The organism is Cupriavidus sp. UBA2010 (assembly GCF_002335265.1).
Classification (GTDB): Bacteria; Pseudomonadota; Gammaproteobacteria; order Burkholderiales; family Burkholderiaceae; genus Cupriavidus; species Cupriavidus metallidurans.
On record NZ_DDCI01000013.1, the window covers coordinates 167,905 to 190,122 of the forward strand.

Genomic DNA, 22,218 nt, shown 5'->3' on the forward strand with positions numbered 1-22,218 from the left:
TCATGAACCGTCGACTAAAACATTCCGCGGGCTTTTCGCTCGTCGAACTCATGATCGTCGCGATAATCGTCGCGATCCTGGCGGCTATCGCATTCCCTTCGTACATGCAGCATGTGCGCAAGTCACGTCGAACCGATGCCAAGACGGCGTTGCTCGATGCTGCGGCAAGGCAGGAGAAGGTCTTTAGTACGCAGAACCTGTACGGTGGCGCCCCGGGCGATCTGGGCTACGCGGGCGCCGCGTATCCGGTGCAGATTCAATCGAGCGGACAAACGTTCTATCAGCTCACCGTTGCCACAGCCAACTCGGGTACGACGTACACGGCCACGGCCGCGCCGGTCGGCGCGCAGGCTGGGGATGACTGCGGCTCGTATGTCATCAACAATCTGGGTGTGCAGTCCAACACCGGGACGTCGAACGGGGCCACGTCCGCCACCTGCTGGTAGGCAGCAAGAGGTGCGTCGATGCGCGCGCGGGAAGTGCCGCATGTGATGGCCGGCAGGTGACTCCAAGGCCGCAGGTCCAAGAGGCGCCATCAAAATGATCTGGCGTCGTTGCGCGGCCTTGCCGTACTACTTGTACTGTCGGCGGCCTTGCGCCTAGCCAGAACCGCTTCGCTTCATCTTGATAGCGCCTCTTAATGCCTGAGGACGATCCCATACCGCGGCGCCGGCCGTGAAGGATGCGTTCCATCTACCGCCCGGTAACCCCGCGCAGGGTAGGAAATTGCGTTTCGCGGTATCCTTGCCGGCGTGCCACGTCCGCGCCGCCTGCCCGGCGCCGCCCGGCGCGCCTGCCCCGGCCCGGTATCATGCCGCTCGGGCCCCACGGCGCATCAAGCATTTTGCATACCCTATGAAAGATCTAGAAAGTGAGCTGATCGGCTCTGCCCGGCTGCCGACCCGCTACGGAGAATTTACCGCACACGCCTTCCAGGGCGTTGATACCGGTACTGAACATCTCGCGCTGTCGATGGGCGAAATTTCGGGCGAAAACCTGCTCGTGCGCTTGCATTCGGAATGCCTGACCGGTGACGTCTTCGGTTCCTGCCGCTGCGACTGCGGCGAGCAACTCGACCTCGCGATGAAGCGGATCGCCGAAGAGGGCCGCGGCATCCTGCTGTACCTGCGTGGTCACGAGGGACGCGGCATTGGCCTGTCGAACAAGATCCGCGCGTATGCGTTGCAGGATGGCGGACTGGATACGGTTGATGCCAATCTGGCGCTGGGCCAGGCGATCGATTCGCGCACCTATGCGTTCGCGGCCGATTTTCTGCGTCAGTGGGGGGTGAGTTCGGTCCGTCTGATGAGCAACAACCCGATCAAGATCAAGGCGCTCGAGGATGCAGGCATCAAGGTGACCGAGCAGGTCCGCCATGTGGTGCCGGCGAACGCCGAGAACGAGAAGTATCTGGCCACCAAGCGGTCGCGCATGGGGCACCTGCTGGACTGATCGACTGGGTTGAGGCAAGCGGCCGATGGCTGACATCGAAGGCGCTTCGTATGACGAAGCGCCTTTTCTTTTGTGCATCGGAATCGAAATCAAAATCAGTCGCATAATCGTCGATACTGCCTTGATTTTCGCGGAAAATCGCACTGGAGCTTGATCTTCCGCTGTCGGGAATTACCATGAAAATCACGCCGAAAAACCTTTCGGAGGATTTGTCATGAAGGCAGACAAAAAGGTCATCCAGTTACTGAATGGCCAGCTCAAGCACGAACTGACCGCCATCAATCAGTATTTCCTGCACGCGCGCATGTATCGTCACTGGGGGCTCAAGGAACTCGGCAAGCACGAGTACGAGGAGTCGATCGAGGAGATGAAACATGCGGACAAGCTGATCGAACGCATCCTGATGCTCGACGGTCTGCCCAATCTGCAGGACCTGGACAAGCTGCTGCTGGGCGAGAACACCGAAGAGATGCTTGCCTGTGACCTCAAGCTCGAACTCGGGTCTCAGGTCACCAGCAAGGATGCGATCAAGTACTGCGAGTCGGTGGGCGACTATGTCTCGCGCGAGATCCTGAGCGAGATCCTCTCCGATACCGAGGATCACATCGACTGGCTGCAGACGCAGCTCGAGCTGATCGGCAAGATCGGTCTGCAGAACTACCAGCAAAGTGCGATGGGCGGCGTCGAATAAGCCCGTCGCCAGCAGGTTTTTCCAACATCGGATACACTGCGCCCCGCACCTCGGAGCGGTCCCACACGCGGACCGGCATCCCACGGCGGGGTGGCAGAGTGGTTATGCGACGGCCTGCAAAGCCGTTTACGACGGTTCGATTCCGTATCCCCGCCTCCAATTCCCCAATCTCCCCGAAATCCCTTTTCATTCTCCGGACGCATTTTCGTCATTGCGGTGTCTTCCGGTTCGTGAGTAAAAGCTGGCGCGTTTCATGCAGCATGGCGGGTGGTTTGCACCGTCATGCGTGGTCAGGCGTGGCGTGCGTCGCATCGGGCCATCTCCCTCTGGTAAGTCCGCCCCGATTGCGATACTGTCGAACCGGGCGTGCACCAAACGTCAGCATCTCGCCGCTCGCCAAGGGCGCACGTTCGTCGTACGACAAGTCCGGCTCTCGTACCAGCCGCCGGCAGCATTATCTGACCATGCAGGGCTTCCATGGCGTATCCGTCCAACGTGATGAGACATACAGAGGCTCCAGATGATTAGGGACTTGCGAATCCGCGCGGCGCAGCCGGCGGATGCCGCCGCAATCGGAGCGGTGCTCGAGCGATGCGGTCTTCCCGTGGACGACCTGGCGCGACTCGTCGGCGAGTTCCATGTGGCGGTACTCGAATCGCAGATCGTCGGTTGCGCGTGTGCCGAACTGTTCGGCGACTCCGCCATCGTGCGATCGGTGGCGGTACTGCGAGAATGGCGCGACCAGGGGATTGCGAGCCATCTCGTCAACGCCGTGATGATGCGCGCCCGTGCCAACGGCAGCCGCCGCGCCGTGCTGCTGACGTCGACTTGTCCGAGCTACTTCGCGCGTTATGGCTTCACGCTGATTCACGCATCGAAGCTGCCGCCGGAAATTCTCGAAAGCAAGGAGTTCCAGCGGATGCGCAATACCAGCGCGCTTTGCATGTGCTGCGAGCTGGCCTGAGAGACTTGAGCGTCGGCAGGATTCCGCAAAAGCGTCAATAATCGGGTCTCCGCAATTCGCACGAGCATCGAGGAGCCCCCATGCGAACCACCGTCCGCGCCGTCCGTCTTCACGAATTTGGTTTGCCGCAAGTGATGCGGCTCGAGTCCGTCGAATTGCCGCCACCAGCGGCAGGCGAGGCGCGGGTGCGACATACCGCGATCGGTTTCAATTTCATCGACGTCTACCAGCGGCGCGGCACCTATCCGCTGCCGGTCGGCACGGGTCTGGGCCATGAGGCCGCCGGCGTGGTCGAGGCGATTGGTGCTGGTGTGACCGATGTCGCGGTCGGTGATCGCGTGGCCTACATGAACGCCGGACTCGGCGCCTACGCCGAAGGGCGCAATATCCCCGTGGACAAGCTTGTGAAGCTGCCCGATGCGATCAGCGACGAGCAGGCCGCGGCCGTGATCTTCAAGGGCATGACCGCGCAGTACCTGGTCCGCCACACCTATGCGGTGAAACCGGGCGACACCGTACTTGTGCACGCGGCGGCAGGGGGCGTCGGGCAGATCCTGAGCGGCTGGGCGAAGGCGCTGGGCGCGCGCGTGATCGGCACGGCCGGGTCAGCGGCGAAATGCGAGATTGCCCGCGCCGTGGGATGCGACGTCGCTATCGACTACAGCCATGGCGATTGGGTCAAGCAGGTGCGTGATGCCACCGATGGGCGCGGCGTGAACGTAGTCTATGACGCCGTGGGCAAGGACACCTTCCTCGGCTCGCTCGATTGCGCGCAGACCTTCGGCATGGTGGTGCTCTACGGCGGCGCGTCCGGCCCGGCACCTGCCATCGAGCCCGAGTTGCTCAACAAGAAGGGCTGCCTGTACCTGACGCGGCCCTCGGTGTTCCCGCACAACGCCGATGCGACACGTTTCCGCGCCAATGCGAAGGACCTGTTCGATGCCATCGCCGCCGGTCACGTGAAGGTCCAGATTGGCGCGCGCTTTCCGCTGGAGGATGTGGCGCGCGCGCACGAGGCCGCCGAAGGCCGGGCGACTACCGGCGCGATCCTGCTGCTGCCCTGAGTGACATGAGCGGGTTTGCCGCCTAGTGACGATGGCCGCGATGCGCCGCGTGGCCGTCGTGGCCATCTCGGCCACCGTCGCATTGATTGATTTCGACGCTCACGTGCACGAGTTCATCGTGTACCGATAGCGCGTGCCGCACGCGCTGCGGCGTCAGGCTGGCGTCGTGGGTGACCAGGCTGGCGATGCACGCGAATTTCTCACGGCCCACGCGCCAGACGTGCAGGTCGGCCACGCGCGTGCCGTCCTCACCGTGCGAGAACTGCGCCAGCACTTCGCGCACTTCCTCGACCACCGGGTGATCCATCTCGCGATCGAGCAGCACCGTCCCGCTCTGGCGCATCAGGCCGACGGCCCAGCGGCCTACCAATACCGCGCCGACCAGACCCATCACCGGGTCGAGCCAGCTCCATCCCAGCCACCAGCCACCCGCCAATGCAACGATCGCCAATACCGAGGTGGCGGCATCGGCCACCACGTGTAGATAGGCCGAACGCAGGTTGATGTCGTGATGGCGGTGGCCGTGATTGTCATGTCCATGGCCATGATCGTGGTGGTCATGCCCGTGCGCCTGATGGTCGTGCCCGTGCCCGTGATCATGGCCGTGGTGCGCGCCGCCGAGGATCAACGCACAGGCCAGGTTGACGATCAGGCCGATCACGGTGATTGCCATCGCCTCCTGATAGTGAATCGGCTGGGGGGTGAACAGCCGCTCGACCGAGCCAAACACCATCAGGCCAGCGACGCCAAGCAGGAAGATGGCGCTGGCGAATGCGGCAAGAACTTCGATCTTCCAGGTCCCGAAAGAGAATCGGCCGTCCTGCGACAGCCGGCGGGCCGCCGCATAGGCGAACGCGGACAGGCCGATGGCCAGCGCGTGTGAACTCATATGCCAGCCATCGGCCAGCAGTGCCATCGAGTTGAAGACGAGACCCGCGGCGATTTCGACGATCATCATCGCCAGCGTGATCCACATGACCAGCCGGGTGCCGCGTTCGGCCGCCTGGTTGCCTGCGTCGAACACGTGGGAGTGGGTCCACGCGGAGAGATTCTGTGTGTGCATGGCGGTGCAGTCCGGATGGGTTGGATCAGGATTTGAAGTATGCGCGAAGGGTAGCAGCATGGGTGATCGACAGGGTCTTCACCCCTGCCGTCGACATGGCTGCCCGGCTGCAGTCGGCTACCAGCGATGAGTTACCAGCCGTGATATGGCGCAGCCGGGTCGTAGTGGCCGAAGCGCTCCGCGAGGAAGTCGACGAATGCGCGTACGCGTGCCGAGAGCTTGTCACGAGACAGATACACGGCATGGATGTCGGCGGCCGGTGCGGACCATTCCGGCAACACTTGCCGCAGCCGTCCCGAGCGCAGCAGCGGCGCGACCTCCCATTCGGACCTCAGCACGATGCCGTGGCCCTGCAGCGCCCAGTTGACGGCCACCTCGCCATCGTTGGTCGCCGCCATGCCGCGCACCTTGACCGTCTCCTGCCGCGCGGCGGATTGCTGGTGCTGGAGGTGCCAGGTGCCGTATGCGGCCTCGCTCTCGCGGATCACGATGCAGCGATGCTGCGTCAGCGCGCGTGGCGACGCGGGCTCGCCGTGGCGGGCGAGGTAGGCGGGGGATGCGCACAGGAGCCGGCTATTGAGCGCGAGCCGTCGGGCGTTGAGGCGGGCGTCGGGCAGGTCGCCCACCAGGATGCCGACGTCGTAGCCTTCCTCGGCCAGATTCAGTGCGCGGTCGGTCAACTGAAGCTGCACTTCGATATCGGGACAGGCCACGAGAAAATCACTGATGGCGGGCGCCAGATGGCGGCGTCCGAACCCGAGCGTGCCATTGACCCGCAGCAGGCCGCGCGGCGCCACGCGGCTGCCCCGCAAGCCCTGCTCCAGCTCGTCGAGCTCGGCCAGGATTCTTCCACCGTGGGCCAGATATGCCTCGCCCTCCGGCGTGACCGACAGTCGCCGCGTGGTGCGATTCAGCAGCCGCACCCCAAGGCGTGCCTCAAGCGCCGCCAGCCGCTTGCTGGCCGCCGACGGCGTGACGCCAAGCTGCTGCGCCGCGCCGGCAAGACTGCCGCGCTTGACCAGCAACACGAAGAACGCGAGATCGGAGAAGGCATCCATGGCGGCCGGTTATTGGTGATGCATTCGTGAACTAAAGGAACGAATGTAAGTAATTTGGCGAAATTATAGCGATGGATTCCGCGATTAGACTGCGTGCATTCATTCGAATTGCATTCACCCAGCCAATGCCATGACCGGTCGCACGCTATATCAGAAGCTCGTGGACTCGCACACGGTCGTCACGCTCGATGCGGACAACGTGCTGCTGTACGCGGATCTCCACATCATGAACGAGTACACGAGTCCGCAGGCGTTCGCCGGGCTCGCCGAGCAGGGCCGCAAGCTGGCGGCGCCGGGCCAGAACCTGGCCGTGGTCGATCACATCATCCCGACTCACGCGGAATCCCCGCGCGTGATCCAGGATCCCGCCTCGGCGCTGCAGGCCCGCAACCTGAAACGTAATTGCGACCTGCACGGTATTCCGCTGTTCGATACCAACGATCCCCTGCAGGGCATCGAGCATGTGATCGCGCCCGAGCACGGCATGATCCGGCCCGGCATGGTCGTGCTTTGCGGCGACAGCCATACCACCACCTACGGTGCATTCGGCGCGCTGGGCTTCGGCATCGGCACCTCCGAGGTGGAGCACGTGCTGGCCACGCAGACGCTGGTCTACCGGCTGGCGCGCGATATGCGTATCCACGTCGATGGTCTGCTGCCATCGGGCACGACATCGAAAGACCTGATCCTCCACATCATCGCGCGCATCAGCGCGCAGGGCGCGCGTGGCTACGTGGTGGAGTTCACCGGCAGCACGATCTGCGCGTTGTCGATGGAAGCGCGCATGACCCTGTGCAACATGACCGTGGAGGCGGGCGCGCGCGGGGCACTGATCGCGCCCGATGCCACGTCGATCGACTATGTCCTGCGCCGGGCGCCAGACATCGACGCCGACATGGCCGAAACCGCGCGCCGGGCATGGGCCGGGCTGCGGTCGGATGCCGATGCCGGCTTCGATCTCGAACTGGCATTCGATGCCGCTGCGGTCGAGCCGTTTGTCACCTGGGGCACGAGCCCGGATCAGGCGATTCCCGTGAGCGCCCCGGTGCCGCAGCCGGCCGACGCCGGAGACAGCATCGCCCGCGTCTCCGCCGAGCGCGCGCTTGAATACATCGGCGTGACGCCCGGAGTGTCGCTGCAGGGGCTGCCCGTGCAGCGGGTGTTTATCGGCTCCTGCACGAACGGCCGCATCGAGGACTTGCGCCAGGTGGCCGCCGTGGTACGCGGCCGCAGGGTGGCGCCGGGCGTGCGTGCAATGGTGGTGCCGGGCTCCGGCGCCGTGCGCGATCAGGCTGAAGCCGAGGGCATCGCGGCCTTGCTGATCGATGCTGGATTCGAATGGCGCAAGCCCGGCTGTTCGATGTGCCTTGCGATGAACGACGACGTGCTGGCGCCGGGCGAGCGCTGCGCGTCGACCACCAACCGAAACTTCGAGGGCCGCCAGGGCCGTGCCGGACGCACGCACCTGATGAGCCCGGCCATGGCAGCTGCCGCAGCCGTTACTGGCTGCATCACCGACGTGCGGGAACTGGAGATCCAACATGAATGACATCACGACGATCGAAGGTGTCGGCGCGCCGCTGCCGCTGCCGAACCTGGATACCGACCAGATCATGCCGAAGCAATTCCTGCGTGGCATCGACAAGGCGGGGCTCGACCGCGGACTGCTTCACGACATGCGTTTCGACGCGAACGGCGCCCCGCGCGCGGACTTTGTACTGAACCAGCCGGCGTGGCGCGACACGCGCGTGCTGGTCGCCGGGCCGAACTTCGGCTGCGGTTCGAGCCGCGAGCATGCGGTCTGGGGGCTGCAGCAATATGGCATCCGCGCGGTCATCGCGCCGAGCTTCGGCGAGATCTTCTACTCGAACGCGATGAACAACCGGTTGTTGCTGGTGGCGCTGCCGCAGGCGGATGTCGACCAGATCATGGCGGCCGTGAGTGACCCCGTGGCGCCGGCGTCGATCCGTATCGACCTGTCGACCATGACGGTCCGTGCCGGCGAATTCACCAAGGCGTTCTCGCTCTCTCCGCGCCACCTCGACATGTTCCGGCTCGGCCTCGATGTCATCGGCATGTCGTTGACGCACGCCGATGCGATTGCGGCATTCGCAAGCCGGCACCACGCGGACAACCCCTGGCTACGCGACGTGGCCGCGACTACCATGGCACGGCTCGGCCGTATGGCTGGCTGATGGAGGAGACACGATGTTCGAAGGATTCACGACCCACCGCATCGATCACAACGGCGTGGCGATCCACGCGGTGGTCGGCGGAGACGGTCCGCCGCTGCTGCTGTTGCACGGCCATCCGCAGACGCATGTGATCTGGCACAAGGTGGCCGGTGAACTGGCCCGGCATTTCACGGTGGTGGCCACCGACCTGCGTGGCTACGGCGATAGCGACAAGCCGGCGGGTCTGCCCGACCACAGCAACTACAGCAAGCGGACGATGGCGGCCGATCAGATGGCGGTGATGCGGGCACTCGGCTTCGAGCGTTTCCGCGTGCTTGCTCACGACCGCGGCGCGCGCGTGGCGCACCGGCTGGCCGTCGATCATCAGCAGGCTGTGGAGAAGCTCGTGACGCTCGATATCGCCCCGACGCTGGCGATGTACGCGCAGACCAACGAGGCGTTTGCCCGGGCCTACTATCACTGGTTTTTCCTGATCCGTCCCGCGCCGTTCCCGGAGACCCTGATCGAGGCCGACCCCGAGCTTTACCTGCGCCAGACCATGGGTAGCCGCAGCGCCGGCCTGGCGCCGTTCACCGACGAGGCGCTGGCCGAATACCTGCGCGGGCTGCGCCAGCCGGGCGCGGCGCATGGACTGTGCGAGGACTATCGCGCCAGCGCGGGCATCGATCTCGATCACGACCGCGCCGATATCGCGGCTGGCCGCATGATCGAATGCGAGATGCTGGCGTTGTGGGGAGCCGACGGGGCTGTCGGAAAGTGTTTTCAGCCACTTGAAGAATGGCGCAAGGTCGCGCGCCGTGTGACCGGTCATGCACTGCTATGCGGGCACTACATCGCCGAGGAAGTCCCGGAGCAACTGCTGGCGGAAGTGCTCCCGTTCCTGCGCGCCTGAGCAAGGCAACCTGTTGATTCCACGATGTTTATCCCTCTCCCGCAGTCAGCCGGGAGAGGGATTGTTGGCATCGGCGTGTGATTCGCGCCGATCGCGCTCGCGTAGGCCCACCATATCCCGCCTCGCACTATCTCCAATTTTTTTGATCTTCATGTTTAACCGCCGTTGTGCAGCATATGTCCTACGCTGGCATGATGGCGGCCAGATGGTTCTTTGATGAGTCGGATGTTGTCGTGTCAACATGCGCGACAACCTGCGCAAACATACATTCATGGATGGATGTATAATGCGCAGCAAAAATTCATTCCAAGACCCCTTTACTGCTGTTAGTTTTCACAATGACGTACCGATTTATTGCAAGCTGTCTTGCCGTCTGGCTCGGAATCTGTGTCGCCGCGAGCTGGTTGGTGGAGCGACTCTGGGCTTGACCGCCATCTGAGCGGTAGAGTGCTTCAGCCGGCATGGCTGCCTATGCAGTTTCCTTCGATGTCCGTTGCCGAGCCAATCTCTCTTCCATGTCCATGAACAAGAAGACAGAACAACAAGAACATCACATGCCCCCAGTTTCCCTGTTCCGCAAGCTACCCTCCGTACGCCTTCTGGCTGTCGCCGCACTGGTGGCGGGCGCCAGTTCGGCGGCCAGCGCCGAGGAACTGGTCGGTTGGGCGCACCCGGCCGTGCAGGCCGCGTTCGCGCGCGATACCGACCATGGCATCAACAAGTACGAAATCGCGGTCAACTTCAACACGCCAATCCAGTACGGCAATCCCGATGGATGGCTGTTCAGGCTGCAGGCGGAAGCCAACATGGGCTACTGGGACGCGCGCAGCGGCACCAATCGCCAGAACCTGATGGAGTTCGGCCTGACGCCGATCCTGCGTGTGGAAAAGCGCGGCGGCTACTTCGTGCCGTTCCTGGAAGCCGGCGTGGGCTTGCGCCTGCTGACGCACACGTCGACGTCAGACCAGCACAATTTCAGCACAGCCTTCCAGTTTGGCGACATGGTCGGCCTGGGTGTGGGGTTCGGCAAGAATGCCGCGACCGAAGTGGGCATGCGCTTCCAGCACATCTCGAACGCCGGCATCAAGGAACCGAACCCGGGCACCAATCTGTACACCGGGTACGTGCGCTATCGCTTCTGATTCGGACGGCCGGCTGATCAGGCGGCGCGCGCCAACGCGCCCTGATCGGTGCGTACCGCATCGAAGAAGTCCCACAACTGCGGTGCGTCGCTGGTCGCCACATTGAAGCGAATCCAGGGCGAATCGGCTTCGCCGGGCTCGAAGTAGGCGCCGGGCGCCAGCCAGATACCGTGCTCCAGCGCAAGCGTGGCCAGCCTGTTGCCCGACGGCGCGGGCCCGTCGGCATCTCGCATGCGTGCCCACGCGAACATCCCGCCTTCGGGGCGCAGCAGGACCTCCAGGCCGTGCGCGTCCATCTTCTCGGTCACCAGATCCTGCTGGGCGCGTAGCCGCTCGGCGAGCGCCGCCACGTGCCGGCCATAGTGCCCGCTGGTCAGGACCGAATACACGAGCCGCTCGGTCACTTCCGAGGACGTCAGTCCCACGGCCATCTTCGTGCGTGCGAAGGCCTTGGCCAGATCCGGGCTTGCGGCCAGATAGCCGACGCGCAGCGACGGCGCGATCGTCTTCGAGAAACCGTTCACATAGACCACCTGCGAGAGCCCGTCCATTGCCGCGAGCATCGGCGACCCGGCCGGCGCCAGTTCGCGATAGATGTCGTCTTCCACCACCAGTAGCCGGTGCTGCTCCGCGATCTGCAACACGCGGAACGCGTTCATGCTGGTCAGGCTCGCGCCGGTGGGGTTCTGCAGCACCGTGTTGATGAACAGCGCACGCGGCGAGTGCTGGCGAATGGCGTCTTCGAGCGCGTCCGTGTCGAGGCCCGCAGCCGTGCGCGGCACGCCGATCGCGCGCAGGCCCGCCAGCCGAAGGATCTGCAGCAGATTGCAGTAGCACGGCGACTCCACCAGTACCGTGTCGCCGGGGCGCAGCAGTGTGCGCACGACCAGATCCAGCGCCTGCGTGGCGCCCTGGGTCAGCACCACCTGTTGCGATCGCGCCGGAATGCCGTACTGGCTCAGGTGCGCGGCGATATGCTCGCGCAGCGCGCCGAAGCCATAGGGATGGCCGTATCCAGACACCTGCGCGGCCGGCACGCGCGCCGCGCTGCGCATGGCCTGATGCAAGCCTTCCTCGTTGAGCCAGTCGCCGGGCAGCCAGCCAGCCCCCGCCTTGATCGGCACGGAGTGGTCGGCGAATACATCGGAAAGCAGCCAGGCCGCGTTGAGTCCCGGGGCCTCCCAGTGTGGCGCGCGCGCATGGCCGGCTGGGGCGTGCCGGTGTGCCACCGTGTAGCCGGAGCCGGGGCGGGCCGCGAGATACCCGAGCGCTGTCAGCCGGCCATAGGCCTCGGCGACGGTGAAGGTGCTGACATCGTGCTGCTGGGCGAAGCGACGCACCGACGGTAGCAACGCGCCGGCCCGCAGGGCCCGGCTGTCCACGAGCGCGGCGATGCCGGCGACGATCTGTTCGGTCAGCGTCTCGCCGCCCCGGCGGCTGCGAACAAGGTTCAGGTTGAGCATTCGACGCCCGCAAGAGAACGAAACCTGTACAGTGTAGCGGGTACGGCGGATTGATGCGTTGCAGCGTGAACCCTTATTCCAGTGCCAACACGGGGCCTTCCGCTCGCGTCGTGTGATGTGGTGTACCTGTACGGTTTGAGCTTCCTAAACTGTACGGTAAGGCGTCGATCTCGCGACCGTATATTCTTGATGCCAGACCCCGCCGGTAGAGTTGCCCGAAACCGTGGCCGAACTCCCGAAATGAGCCCGGCTTCGCCCCACACCGCCCCACAACGCCTCACACCGCCATCAGGAGAATGTATGGACGCCGCCAAGACCGTGATCCCCGATCTCGAATCCCTGTGGATGCCCTTTACGGCCAATCGCCAGTACAAGTCCGCGCCGCGCCTGCTGGTATCGGCCAGCGGCATGTACTACACGACCCATGACGGTCGCCAGATCCTGGACGGTTGCGCCGGCCTCTGGTGCGTGGCCGCGGGCCACGCCCGCAAGGAAATCGTCGAGGCGATCGCGCAACAGGCCGCCACGCTGGACTACGCGCCGCCGTTCCAGATGGGCCACCCGCTTGAATTCGAAGCGGCGACCAAGGTGGCGTCGCTGATGCCGCAGGGGCTGGACCGCATCTTCTTCACGAACTCCGGTTCCGAATCGGTCGATACCGCGCTGAAGATCGCGCTGGCCTATCACCGTGCCCGTGGCGAAGGCCAGCGCACGCGCGTTATCGGCCGCGAGCGCGGCTACCACGGCGTGGGCTTCGGCGGCATGGGCGTTGGCGGTATCGGGCCGAACCGCAAGATGTGGTCGGCCAATGTGATGCCCGGCACCGATCACCTGCCTGCCACGCTGAACATCGCCGAGGCCGCGTACTCGAAGGGCCAGCCGCAATGGGGTGCCCATCTGGCCGAAGAACTCGAGCGGCTGGTCGCGCTGCACGATGCCTCGAACATCGCCGCTGTGATCGTGGAGCCGATGGCCGGTTCGGCCGGCGTGCTGATTCCGCCGGTCGGCTATCTGGAAAAACTGCGCGAGATCACCAGCAAGCACGGCATCCTGCTGATCTTCGACGAAGTGATCACCGCATTCGGCCGCCTTGGCGCCGCGACCGGCGCCGAGCGTCTGAAGGTGACGCCGGACCTGATCACCATGGCCAAGGCCATCAACAACGCCGCCGTGCCGATGGGCGCCGTGGCCGTGCGCCGCGAAGTGCATGACGCGGTGATCAACGCCACGCCGCAAGGCGGCATCGAGCTGCCGCATGGTTACACGTACTCGGGCCATCCGCTGGCGATGGCGGCCTGTATCGCCACGCTCGACCTCTACAAGCGCGACAAGCTGTTCGAACGCGCGGCCGAGATGTCGCCGAAGTTCGAGTCGGCCGTCCACGGCTTGCGTGGTGCGCCGTATGTGAAGGACATCCGCAACCTTGGCCTGGTGGCGGGCGTGGAACTGGAATCGCGACCCGGCGCGCCGGGCGCACGCGCCTACGAGGCATTCCTGAAATGCCTGGAGCTGGGTCTGCTGGTACGCTACACGGGCGATATCCTGGCGTTCTCGCCGCCGCTGATTATTTCGGAGGCCGAGATCGACCAGATGTTCGACACCGTGCGCCAGGCCTTGCATAGCATCAAGTAAGACCCGCCCCAGAGCGCCAGAGACAACGAGGAAGACCGCAGTGAACATTGCAGAAAACCGGCAGATCGCCGAAATCCATCACTACGTTGGCGGGACCGTGCGCCGTGCGGGCACGGACCGCTTTGCCGATGTGTTCAACCCTGCCACGGGCGAAGTGGCCGCGCGCGTGGCCATGGGCTCAGCCGATGACGTGGCGGCAGCAGTCGCCGCCGCCAAGGCCGCGGCCCCGGCATGGGCGGAGATGCCGCCGCTGCGCCGCGCCCGCATCCTGTTCAAGTTCAAGGAACTACTCGACCGCCATCACGACGACCTGGCCGCGCTGATCACGCGTGAGCACGGCAAGGTGTTTTCCGATGCCAAGGGTGAGGTGACGCGCGGTATCGAGGTGGTGGAATTCGCCTGCGGCATCCCCAACCTGCTCAAGACCGACTTCACCGACAACATCGGCGGTGGCATCGACAACTGGAACCTGCGCCAGCCGCTGGGCGTGGTGGCCGGCATCACGCCGTTCAACTTCCCGGTCATGGTGCCGATGTGGATGTTCCCGGTGGCCCTGGCATGCGGCAACACGTTTGTGCTGAAGCCGTCCGAGCGCGATCCGTCGCCGAGCCTGCTGATCGCCGACCTGCTCAAGCAGGCCGGTCTGCCCGATGGCGTGTTCAACGTGGTGCAGGGTGACAAGGTCGCCGTCGACGCGCTGCTGGCGCACCCGGACGTGCAGGCGCTGTCGTTCGTCGGCTCCACGCCGATCGCCGAGTACATCTACACGGAAGGCACGAAGCACGGCAAGCGCGTGCAGGCGCTGGGCGGCGCGAAGAACCACCTGGTGGTGATGCCCGACGCCGATCTCGATCAGGCCGTGGACGCGCTGGTTGGCGCGGCGTACGGCTCAGCCGGTGAGCGCTGCATGGCGATCTCGGTGGCCGTGGCCGTTGGCGACGTGGCCGACCGTCTGGTGCCGCGTCTGGCCGAGCGCGCGGCCACGCTGAAGATCCGCAACGGCATGGAGGATGACGCCGAAATGGGTCCGCTGGTGACCGCCGCGCACAAGGCGAAGGTCGAGGGCTATATCGCCAAGGGCGTGGCCGAAGGCGCGAAGCTGGTGACCGATGGCCGCGGCCACAAGGTGGACGGTCACGAGAACGGCTTCTTCGTCGGTGGCACGCTGTTCGACAACGTCAAGCCGGACATGACGATCTACAAGGAAGAGATCTTCGGTCCGGTGCTGTCAGTGGTGCGCGTGCACGACTTTGCCGAGGCGGTGGATCTGATCAATCGCCACGAGTTTGGCAATGGCGTGTCGTGCTACACCAGCGACGGCGGCATCGCACGCGCTTTCGCGCGTCAGATCCAGGTGGGCATGGTCGGCATCAACGTGCCCATTCCGGTGCCGATGGCGTGGCATTCGTTCGGTGGCTGGAAGCGCTCGCTGTTCGGCGATCACCACGCCTACGGCGAGGAAGGTGTGCGCTTCTACACACGCTACAAGAGCGTGATGCAACGCTGGCCGGACAGCATCGCCAAGGGTGCGGAGTTCACGATGCCGGTGGCGAAGTAACGGCGTCAGCGCACGGCGATTGTCGGCTGGATCGGGCGTCCCTTCGGGGGCGCCCTTTTCTTTTGCGAGTTTCTTTTGCGAGTATCATGCCGCCCTTCCGCCGGTGCCGCTGCCGTTCAAAAGATGCGCAGCCCAGACCGCTGGCGGATTCCGCACAACCTATAGTCCTTACACGGACTTTTTGCCGGAGCCACGCCATGAGTCTCTTTCGCACCAAAAACATCGACGCCATGCTGGAAGTCAGCGAGCACGACGGATTGCGAAAGGTGCTGGGGGCGGTGGATCTGGTGCTGATGGGTATCGGGGCCATCATCGGCACGGGGATTTTCGTGCTGACTGGCACCGGGGCGCTGACCGCGGGCCCCGCGCTGACGGTGTCGTTCGTGATCGCGGCCATGGCCTGCGGATTCGCGGCGCTGTGCTATGCGGAGTTCGCGTCCGCGATCCCCGTATCCGGTTCGATCTACACCTATAGCTACGCCACGCTCGGCGAGATCGTGGCGTGGATGATCGGCTGGGACCTGCTGCTCGAGTACGGGCTGGCCACGTCGGCAGTGTCAGTGGGGTGGTCCGGCTACTTCCAGTCACTGATCGCCGGGTTCGGCATCCATCTGCCGACCGCGCTGACTGCCGCGCCGGGTGCGGTGCCCGGTGAACACACGCTGTTCAACCTGCCCGCCTGCCTGATCATGCTGGCGATCACGTGGATCGTTTCGTACGGCGTCAAGGAATCGGCACGACTCAACAACGTGATGGTGGCAATCAAGATCAGCGTCGTGCTGCTGTTCATCGCCGTCGGCGTCTGGCACGTGAGGCCCGCCAACTGGCAGCCGTTCGCGCCGTTCGGCATGACCGGCGTCTTCAACGCCGCCGCGCTCGTCTTCTTCGCGTTTATCGGGTTCGATGCGGTGACGTCGGCCGCCGAGGAAGTGCGTAACCCGCGCCGTGACCTGCCGATCGGCATCATCGGTTCGCTGGCGGTATGCACCATCCTTTACGTGACCGTGGCGGCCATCATGACCGGCATCGTGCCGTACATGAAGTTCGAGGGCGTCGACCATCCGGTGTCGCTGGCGCTGCAATACGCGGGGCAGAACTGGGTGGCCGGGTTTGTTGATCTGGGCGCCATCCTCGGCATGACCACCGTGATTCTGGTGATGACCTACGGGCAGACGCGGATCATCTTCGCCATGTCGCGCGACGGGCTGCTGCCGGAAGCGTTATCGACGGTGCACCCGGTTCATGCCACGCCGTACACGGCCACATGGACCGTCGGCATTGTGTTCGCGGCGATCGCCGCTTTCGTGCCGCTGAACGTACTGGCCGAACTGATCAACATCGGCACGCTGGCCGCGTTCACGCTGATCTCGATCGCGATCCTTGTGTTGCGCCGCACGCGCCCAGATTTGCGGCGCGGCTTCCGCTGCCCGGGCGTGCCCGTGGTGCCGCTGCTGGCCGTTGGCTTCTGCCTGTTCCTGATGGCCCATCTGCAGGCGCTGACCTGGATCGCATTCCTGTGCTGGATCGGGTTGGGCTTGATCATCTACTTCGCTTACTCGCGCCGCAACGCGGTGCTGCACAACCACGGCGGCGACGCCGAGGGCTGATCAGCGGCTGCCGGCGTCTTCGAGGAACGCGCGTGCGCGGGGATCGCCCGCGTAGGCCGAGTTGATGCGCACCCACGCCGTGGTCTCGCCGCCGGGGCGAAAGAAGTGTCCCGGCGCCAGCGCCACGCCGTGGTTTTCGGCCAGCGTGACGAGTTCGCGCGAGTCCTCGATGCCGCGCGGACGCGCCCACAGGAAATTGCCGCCTGCCGGCTCGCAGAACACGTCCCAGTTGTACTGGCCCAGAAGCTTGACCACATCGGCCGTGACTTCGCGCGTGCGTACGCGCAGCCGCTCCACGTACTTGCGGTAGTTGCCGCGCTCCAGCATCGTCGCGGTGACGGCTTCGGCGAAATGGGAGCCCGCCACGCTCGTCAGCACCTTCACGTCGATCAGGTCCTTGACCAGCGCCTTGTCTGCAACGATGTAGCCCACGCGCAGCGCCGCCGACACTGTCTTCGAGAACCCGCCAACGTAGATCACGTGCTCGAGCTGGTCGAGCGTGGCCAGCCGGTCGGTGAAGTTGAGCTGGAAGTCCGAGAAGATGTCGTCTTCCACGAAACGGAAGTTGTGCTTGCGTGCCAGTTCGAGCAGCCGGAATGCCACCGGTGGCGCCAGCGTGGAGCCGGTTGGGTTCTGCAGCACACTGTTCGTGAAGAACAGCTTCGGCTTGTGATCACGCAGCAGGCGCTCGCAGGCCTCGGGGTCAGGCCCGTTCGGCGTGTGCGGCACGCCCACGAGCTGCACGCCCTGCATGCGCAGCAAGCCAAACAGGTTGTAGTAGCCGGGGTCTTCCACGAACACGGTATCGCCGGGCTTGAGCAGGTGGCGCGCCACGAGGTCGAGCGCCTGGCTTGCGCCCGTCGTGATCAGGATCTGAGACAACTCGGCCTGGATGCCGACCTGCCGCACGCGCGTCAGCACCTGCTTGCGCAGTTCCGGATGACCCAGCGGCGTGGCGTAGTGGATCACGCTGTCGATGTCGTGGCGCGTGATGTGACGAATGGCCTGCGTCAGGCCCTCCACATCGCGCCATTCCTCGGGCACGAAGCCGCCAGCCAGCTTCAGCGTGCCACTGGGGTGGTGGAACTGGTCGATGATATGGAGCGACAGGTCCTCCGCCAGACTCGGGTCGGACCAGCCGCGTCCGCTGCGCCCGGCCAGCGTGCTATCCGCGACGTAGAAGCCCGAGCCTTGCCGCGAATCGACCAACCCCTGCGAGACCAGTCGGTCGTATGCCTCGATAACCGGGAAACGGCTGATGCCGTGCTCGGCGGCCATTTGCCGGATCGACGGCAGACGTGCCCCGGGCAGCGCTTCCCGCGAGCTGATCCAGGCCTTCACGCCCAGCACGATCTGTTCGGTCAGCGGTACGCCGGTGGAGGGGTCTAGTATGAGTCTCATAGGAGGCGGCAGCGGCAACTGTCAGCAAAAACTACTGAACAGTTCAATGAAAACTGTTCGGAACTGTGCATGGGATTGTAGTCCGCGCCGTGAATAATGGAAGCGTGGCGCGGCGTCACCGGAATCCTCACCGTCGCGCCGGCAAGATCAGGAGACACCCATGCGCGAACTCAGGACATTTGAGCTTGAAGAACCCGACCAACCCGTGACGTGGCGTGCCCGGCACGGTCACAGCGTCACCGCGCTGGAAGGCCGGCTGTGGCTGACTGTGGAAGGGCATCTGGCCGATATCTGGCTGCGGCCCGGCGATGTCATGACGTTGCCGGAAGGCGCGCGCGTCTGGCTGTCGGGCGACGTACCCGGGTCGCGGTTCCTGCTGACTGAATCCCCGGCCCCGTGGTCGTTGCGGCGCGCAGTCTTCATCACCCGCCAGCTTGCCCGCCGCTGGGGCGAGCACAAGACTGCCGCCTTCGGCGACTGCCCGCGGATCAGCGCCTGATTCGCCCCTGATTCGCCGCCACGGCTTCACTGTCGAGACCCGGACGCCCGCCTGACGGGCGTTCGTGGCCATCAGGCCGCTTCACCCAGTCCCTCCTCTGTGCGACGATGCCGCCATGGCGACCGAGCTTACGCGCGCGCCTTGCCTTACGTTAACGTAAACGTCATATAATCGTCCGGCCCTCGTCAACGTGGTCGTCAGAACCACCGGCGTGCGGCAGCCAGCCACAAAACAGAGCGGTGGAGACAATGACTGATCTTTCTGATGTGAGCAGGACCGCGGCCGCCAAGCCGCAGGCAGCGCCTGGCCGGGGACCGGCCAACAAGGTGCGCTTTGTCACCGCGGCGTCGCTGTTCGACGGCCACGACGCCTCGATCAACATCATGCGGCGCATCCTTCAGTCGCAGGGGTGTGAAGTCATCCACCTCGGCCACAACCGCTCCGTGCAAGAGGTCGTCACGGCCGCGCTGCAGGAAGACGTGCAGGGCATCGCCATCTCCAGCTATCAGGGCGGGCACGTCGAATACTTCAAATACATGATCGATCTGCTGCGCGAGCACGGCGGCGAGCACATCCAGGTGTTCGGCGGCGGCGGCGGCGTGATCGTGCCGGACGAGATCCGCGAACTCCAGGCCTACGGCGTGGCCCGCATCTACAGTCCCGAGGACGGCCAGCGCATGGGTCTGGCCGGCATGATCACCGATATGGCGCAGCGTTGCGATATCGACCTGACGCGCTACGCACCCACTACGCTCGACACCGTGGTCGCCGGCGACCGCCGCGCGCTGGCGCAACTGATTACCGCGCTCGAGAACGGAAAGGCGGACCCGGAACTGGTCAGCGCACTGCATGCCCAGGCGAAGGCCGCGGCCGTGCCGGTGCTGGGCATCACTGGCACGGGCGGCGCGGGCAAGTCATCGCTGACCGATGAACTGATTCGACGGTTCCGGCTCGACCAGGACGACGCGCTTTCGATCGCCGTGATCTCGATCGACCCGTCGCGCCGCAAGTCGGGTGGCGCATTGCTGGGCGACCGCATTCGCATGAATGCGATCAACCACCCGAACATCTTCATGCGTTCGCTGGCCACCCGCGAGGCTGGCTCGGAGATCTCCCAGGCGCTGCCCGACGTCATCGCCGCGTGCAAGGCGGCGCGTTTCGATCTCGTGATCGTGGAGACGTCCGGCATCGGCCAGGGCGACGCAGCCATCGTGCCGCACGTCGACCTGTCGCTCTACGTGATGACGCCGGAATTCGGCGCGGCCAGCCAGCTCGAGAAGATCGACATGCTCGACTTCGCCGACTTCGTGGCCATCAACAAGTTCGACCGCAAGGGCGCGCAGGATGCCTGGCGCGACGTGGCCAAGCAGGTGCAGCGCAACCGCGAGCAATGGCACAGCCGGGCCGAGGACATGCCGGTCTATGGCACGCAGGCATCGCGCTTCAATGACGATGGCGTGACCATGCTCTACCAAGGACTGGTGGGGGCGCTGGGCGCGCGTGGCATGAGTCTGAAGCCGGGCACACTGCCGAATCTGGAAGGCCGGATTTCGACCGGCCAGAATGTGATCGTGCCGCCCGCGCGCAGCCGGTATCTGGCGGAACTGGCCGATACGGTGCGGGCCTACCATCGCCGCGTGGTCGCCCAGAGCAAACTGGCGCGTGAGCGCCAGCAACTGCGCGCGGCGCATGACATGCTGCAGGGCGCCGGGCACGAAAGTGCCGCGCTCGAGACGCTGGCCAGCGAACGCGACGCCTCGCTTGGCGCCGTGGAGCGCAAGCTGCTGGCGATGTGGCCGCAGATGCAGCAGGCCTACAGCGGCGACGAATACGTCGTGAAGATTCGCGACAAGGAAATCCGCACCGGCCTGATCAGCACCACGCTGTCGGGCACCAAGATCCGCAAGGTGGTGCTGCCGCGCTTCGAGGACGAAGGCGAGATCCTGAAGTGGCTGATGCGCGAGAACGTGCCCGGCAGCTTCCCATACACGGCCGGCGTGTTCGCGTTCAAGCGCGAGGGTGAGGACCCCACGCGCATGTTCGCGGGCGAGGGCGATGCATTCCGCACCAATCGCCGCTTCAAGCTCGTTTCCGAAGGCATGGACGCCAAGCGGCTGTCCACGGCGTTCGACTCGGTCACGCTCTACGGTGAAGACCCGCACGAGCGGCCGGACATCTACGGCAAGGTGGGCAACTCCGGCGTGTCGATCGCCACGCTCGAGGACATGAAGGTTCTCTACGATGGCTTCGACCTGACCAACCCGTCCACGTCGGTCTCGATGACGATCAACGGCCCGGCGCCCACGATCCTGGCGATGTTCATGAACACGGCCATCGACCAGCAGATCGACCGTTTTCGTGCCGATAACGGCCGCGATCCGACGGCCGACGAGGAAGCGAAGATCCGCGCGTGGGTGCTGCAGAACGTCCGTGGCACGGTACAGGCTGACATCCTGAAGGAAGACCAGGGCCAGAACACGTGCATCTTCTCGACCGAGTTCTCGCTCAAGGTGATGGGGGACATCCAGGAGTACTTCGTCCACCATCAGGTGCGCAACTTCTACTCCGTGTCGATCTCGGGGTATCACATCGCCGAAGCCGGCGCGAATCCGATTTCGCAACTGGCCTTCACGCTGGCCAACGGCTTCACGTATGTCGAGGCCTATCTGGCGCGCGGCATGCATATCGACGACTTCGCGCCCAACCTGTCGTTCTTCTTCTCGAACGGCATGGACCCGGAGTACAGCGTGCTGGGCCGCGTGGCACGCCGCATCTGGGCGGTGACGATGCGCGACAAGTACGGCGCCAACGACCGCAGCCAGAAGCTCAAGTACCACATCCAGACATCGGGCCGGTCACTGCACGCGCAGGAGATCGATTTCAACGACATCCGCACCACGCTGCAGGCCCTGATCGCGATCTACGACAACTGCAATTCGCTGCACACCAACGCCTATGACGAAGCCATCACCACCCCGACGGCCGAATCGGTGCGCCGGGCGCTGGCGATCCAGCTGATCATCAATCGCGAATGGGGCGTGGCCAAGTGCGAGAACCCGAATCAGGGCAGTTTCCTGATCGAGGAACTGACCGATCTCGTCGAGGAGGCCGTGCTGCAGGAGTTCGAGCGCATCGCCGAGCGCGGCGGGGTGCTGGGCGCGATGGAAACCGGCTACCAGCGCGGCAAGATTCAGGAGGAATCGCTGTACTACGAACAGCTCAAGCACGACGGCACCTTGCCGATCATCGGCGTGAACACGTTCCGCAATCCGAACGGGGACCCGACGCCACAAACGCTGGAACTGGCCCGCTCCAGCGAGGACGAGAAGCAGAGCCAGTTGCACCGCCTGACGGAATTCCATGGGGCGCACCAGGCCGATGCGGAGGCGATGCTGGCAAGGCTGCGTCAGGCCGTGATCGACAACCGGAACGTCTTTGCCGTGCTGATGGACGCGGTGCGCGTGTGCTCGCTAGGGCAGATCACGCACGCGCTGTTCGAGGTCGGCGGGCAGTACCGGCGCAATATGTAATTGCGTC

General features: G+C 64.7%; 19 protein-coding genes and 1 tRNA gene. 16 read left to right on the forward strand and 4 right to left on the reverse strand.

The genetic code is table 11. From position 1 onward, the window contains the following. Positions 1–2 precede the first annotated feature (2 nt). The 7 genes from B2246_RS09405 (at position 3) to B2246_RS09435 (ending at position 4,171) form a co-directional block, all read left to right on the forward strand. A complete protein-coding gene (locus tag B2246_RS09405; RefSeq protein WP_186425550.1) occupies positions 3–446 on the forward strand; it encodes a type IV pilin protein in 444 nt (147 codons plus the stop codon). Positions 447–855: 409 nt separating this feature from the next. Continuing rightward, a complete protein-coding gene (gene ribA / locus B2246_RS09410; RefSeq protein ID WP_008641823.1) occupies positions 856–1,452 on the forward strand; it encodes a GTP cyclohydrolase II in 597 nt (198 codons plus the stop codon). A gap of 25 nt (positions 1,453–1,477) precedes the next feature. Next, positions 1,478–1,606: a hypothetical protein gene (locus B2246_RS09415; RefSeq protein ID WP_267880398.1), complete on the forward strand. Its 129-nt coding sequence runs from the start codon at positions 1,478–1,480 to the stop codon at positions 1,604–1,606. Positions 1,607–1,666: 60 nt separating this feature from the next. Beyond that, positions 1,667–2,143 carry a bacterioferritin gene (bfr, locus tag B2246_RS09420; protein WP_008641822.1) on the forward strand — a complete coding sequence of 159 codons (477 nt, stop codon included), beginning with the start codon at positions 1,667–1,669 and terminating at the stop codon, positions 2,141–2,143. 84 nt (positions 2,144–2,227) lie between these two features. Next, positions 2,228–2,302 (forward strand) — tRNA-Cys (locus tag B2246_RS09425). A gap of 361 nt (positions 2,303–2,663) precedes the next feature. Then, positions 2,664–3,107, forward strand: a complete 444-nt coding sequence (locus tag B2246_RS09430; protein ID WP_008641821.1) for a GNAT family N-acetyltransferase — start codon at positions 2,664–2,666, stop codon at positions 3,105–3,107. A gap of 80 nt (positions 3,108–3,187) precedes the next feature. Continuing rightward, entirely contained in the window at positions 3,188–4,171 is a 984-nt protein-coding gene (locus B2246_RS09435) for a quinone oxidoreductase family protein (RefSeq protein WP_008641820.1), read from the forward strand. Positions 4,172–4,193: 22 nt separating this feature from the next. Here B2246_RS09435 and dmeF read toward each other — a convergent pair whose 3' ends face one another. Next, positions 4,194–5,234 (reverse strand): CDF family Co(II)/Ni(II) efflux transporter DmeF, encoded by a 1,041-nt coding sequence (dmeF, locus tag B2246_RS09440; RefSeq protein WP_186425552.1) that lies wholly within the window; start codon positions 5,232–5,234, stop codon positions 4,194–4,196. Between the two features lie 131 nt (positions 5,235–5,365). Beyond that, a complete protein-coding gene (locus B2246_RS09445; RefSeq protein WP_286881836.1) occupies positions 5,366–6,292 on the reverse strand; it encodes a LysR family transcriptional regulator in 927 nt (308 codons plus the stop codon). A gap of 130 nt (positions 6,293–6,422) precedes the next feature. Here B2246_RS09445 and leuC point away from each other — a divergent pair, with 130 nt between their 5' ends. The 4 genes from leuC (at position 6,423) to B2246_RS09465 (ending at position 10,521) form a co-directional block, all read left to right on the forward strand. Continuing rightward, positions 6,423–7,841, forward strand: coding sequence for a 3-isopropylmalate dehydratase large subunit (gene leuC / locus B2246_RS09450; protein WP_286881835.1), 1,419 nt, complete (start codon positions 6,423–6,425; stop codon positions 7,839–7,841). Then, positions 7,834–8,487, forward strand: a complete 654-nt coding sequence (leuD, locus tag B2246_RS09455) for a 3-isopropylmalate dehydratase small subunit (RefSeq protein ID WP_017511925.1) — start codon at positions 7,834–7,836, stop codon at positions 8,485–8,487. The genes leuC and leuD overlap by 8 nt, the downstream gene beginning before the upstream one ends. Positions 8,488–8,500: 13 nt before the next feature. Next, on the forward strand, positions 8,501–9,379 hold the full coding sequence (locus B2246_RS09460; protein ID WP_008641810.1) for an alpha/beta fold hydrolase: 879 nt from the start codon (positions 8,501–8,503) through the stop codon (positions 9,377–9,379). 554 nt (positions 9,380–9,933) lie between these two features. Further along, on the forward strand, positions 9,934–10,521 hold the full coding sequence (locus B2246_RS09465; protein WP_040010832.1) for an acyloxyacyl hydrolase: 588 nt from the start codon (positions 9,934–9,936) through the stop codon (positions 10,519–10,521). Positions 10,522–10,538: 17 nt separating this feature from the next. On the opposite strand, the gene B2246_RS09470 is transcribed toward B2246_RS09465, so the two are convergent. Further along, positions 10,539–11,984 (reverse strand): PLP-dependent aminotransferase family protein, encoded by a 1,446-nt coding sequence (locus B2246_RS09470; protein ID WP_008641807.1) that lies wholly within the window; start codon positions 11,982–11,984, stop codon positions 10,539–10,541. Between the two features lie 300 nt (positions 11,985–12,284). On the opposite strand from B2246_RS09470, the gene B2246_RS09475 reads away from it, so the two are divergent. The 3 genes from B2246_RS09475 (at position 12,285) to B2246_RS09485 (ending at position 16,781) form a co-directional block, all read left to right on the forward strand. Next, a complete protein-coding gene (locus B2246_RS09475) occupies positions 12,285–13,616 on the forward strand; it encodes an aspartate aminotransferase family protein (protein WP_286881834.1) in 1,332 nt (443 codons plus the stop codon). A 40-nt stretch (positions 13,617–13,656) separates the two neighbouring features. Beyond that, on the forward strand, positions 13,657–15,174 hold the full coding sequence (locus B2246_RS09480; protein WP_008641802.1) for a CoA-acylating methylmalonate-semialdehyde dehydrogenase: 1,518 nt from the start codon (positions 13,657–13,659) through the stop codon (positions 15,172–15,174). 197 nt (positions 15,175–15,371) lie between these two features. Then, positions 15,372–16,781: an amino acid permease gene (locus tag B2246_RS09485; protein ID WP_008641800.1), complete on the forward strand. Its 1,410-nt coding sequence runs from the start codon at positions 15,372–15,374 to the stop codon at positions 16,779–16,781. Here the strand turns inward: B2246_RS09485 and B2246_RS09490 are convergent, their stop codons facing one another. Beyond that, positions 16,782–18,182: a PLP-dependent aminotransferase family protein gene (locus B2246_RS09490; RefSeq protein ID WP_008641798.1), complete on the reverse strand. Its 1,401-nt coding sequence runs from the start codon at positions 18,180–18,182 to the stop codon at positions 16,782–16,784. A 160-nt stretch (positions 18,183–18,342) separates the two neighbouring features. Here B2246_RS09490 and B2246_RS09495 point away from each other — a divergent pair, with 160 nt between their 5' ends. Further along, complete coding sequence (locus B2246_RS09495; RefSeq protein WP_035881290.1) at positions 18,343–18,681, forward strand: DUF2917 domain-containing protein; 339 nt, start codon at positions 18,343–18,345, stop codon at positions 18,679–18,681. Between the two features lie 248 nt (positions 18,682–18,929). Further along, on the forward strand, positions 18,930–22,211 hold the full coding sequence (gene icmF, locus B2246_RS09500; protein ID WP_286881833.1) for a fused isobutyryl-CoA mutase/GTPase IcmF: 3,282 nt from the start codon (positions 18,930–18,932) through the stop codon (positions 22,209–22,211). Positions 22,212–22,218: the final 7 nt, after the last annotated feature.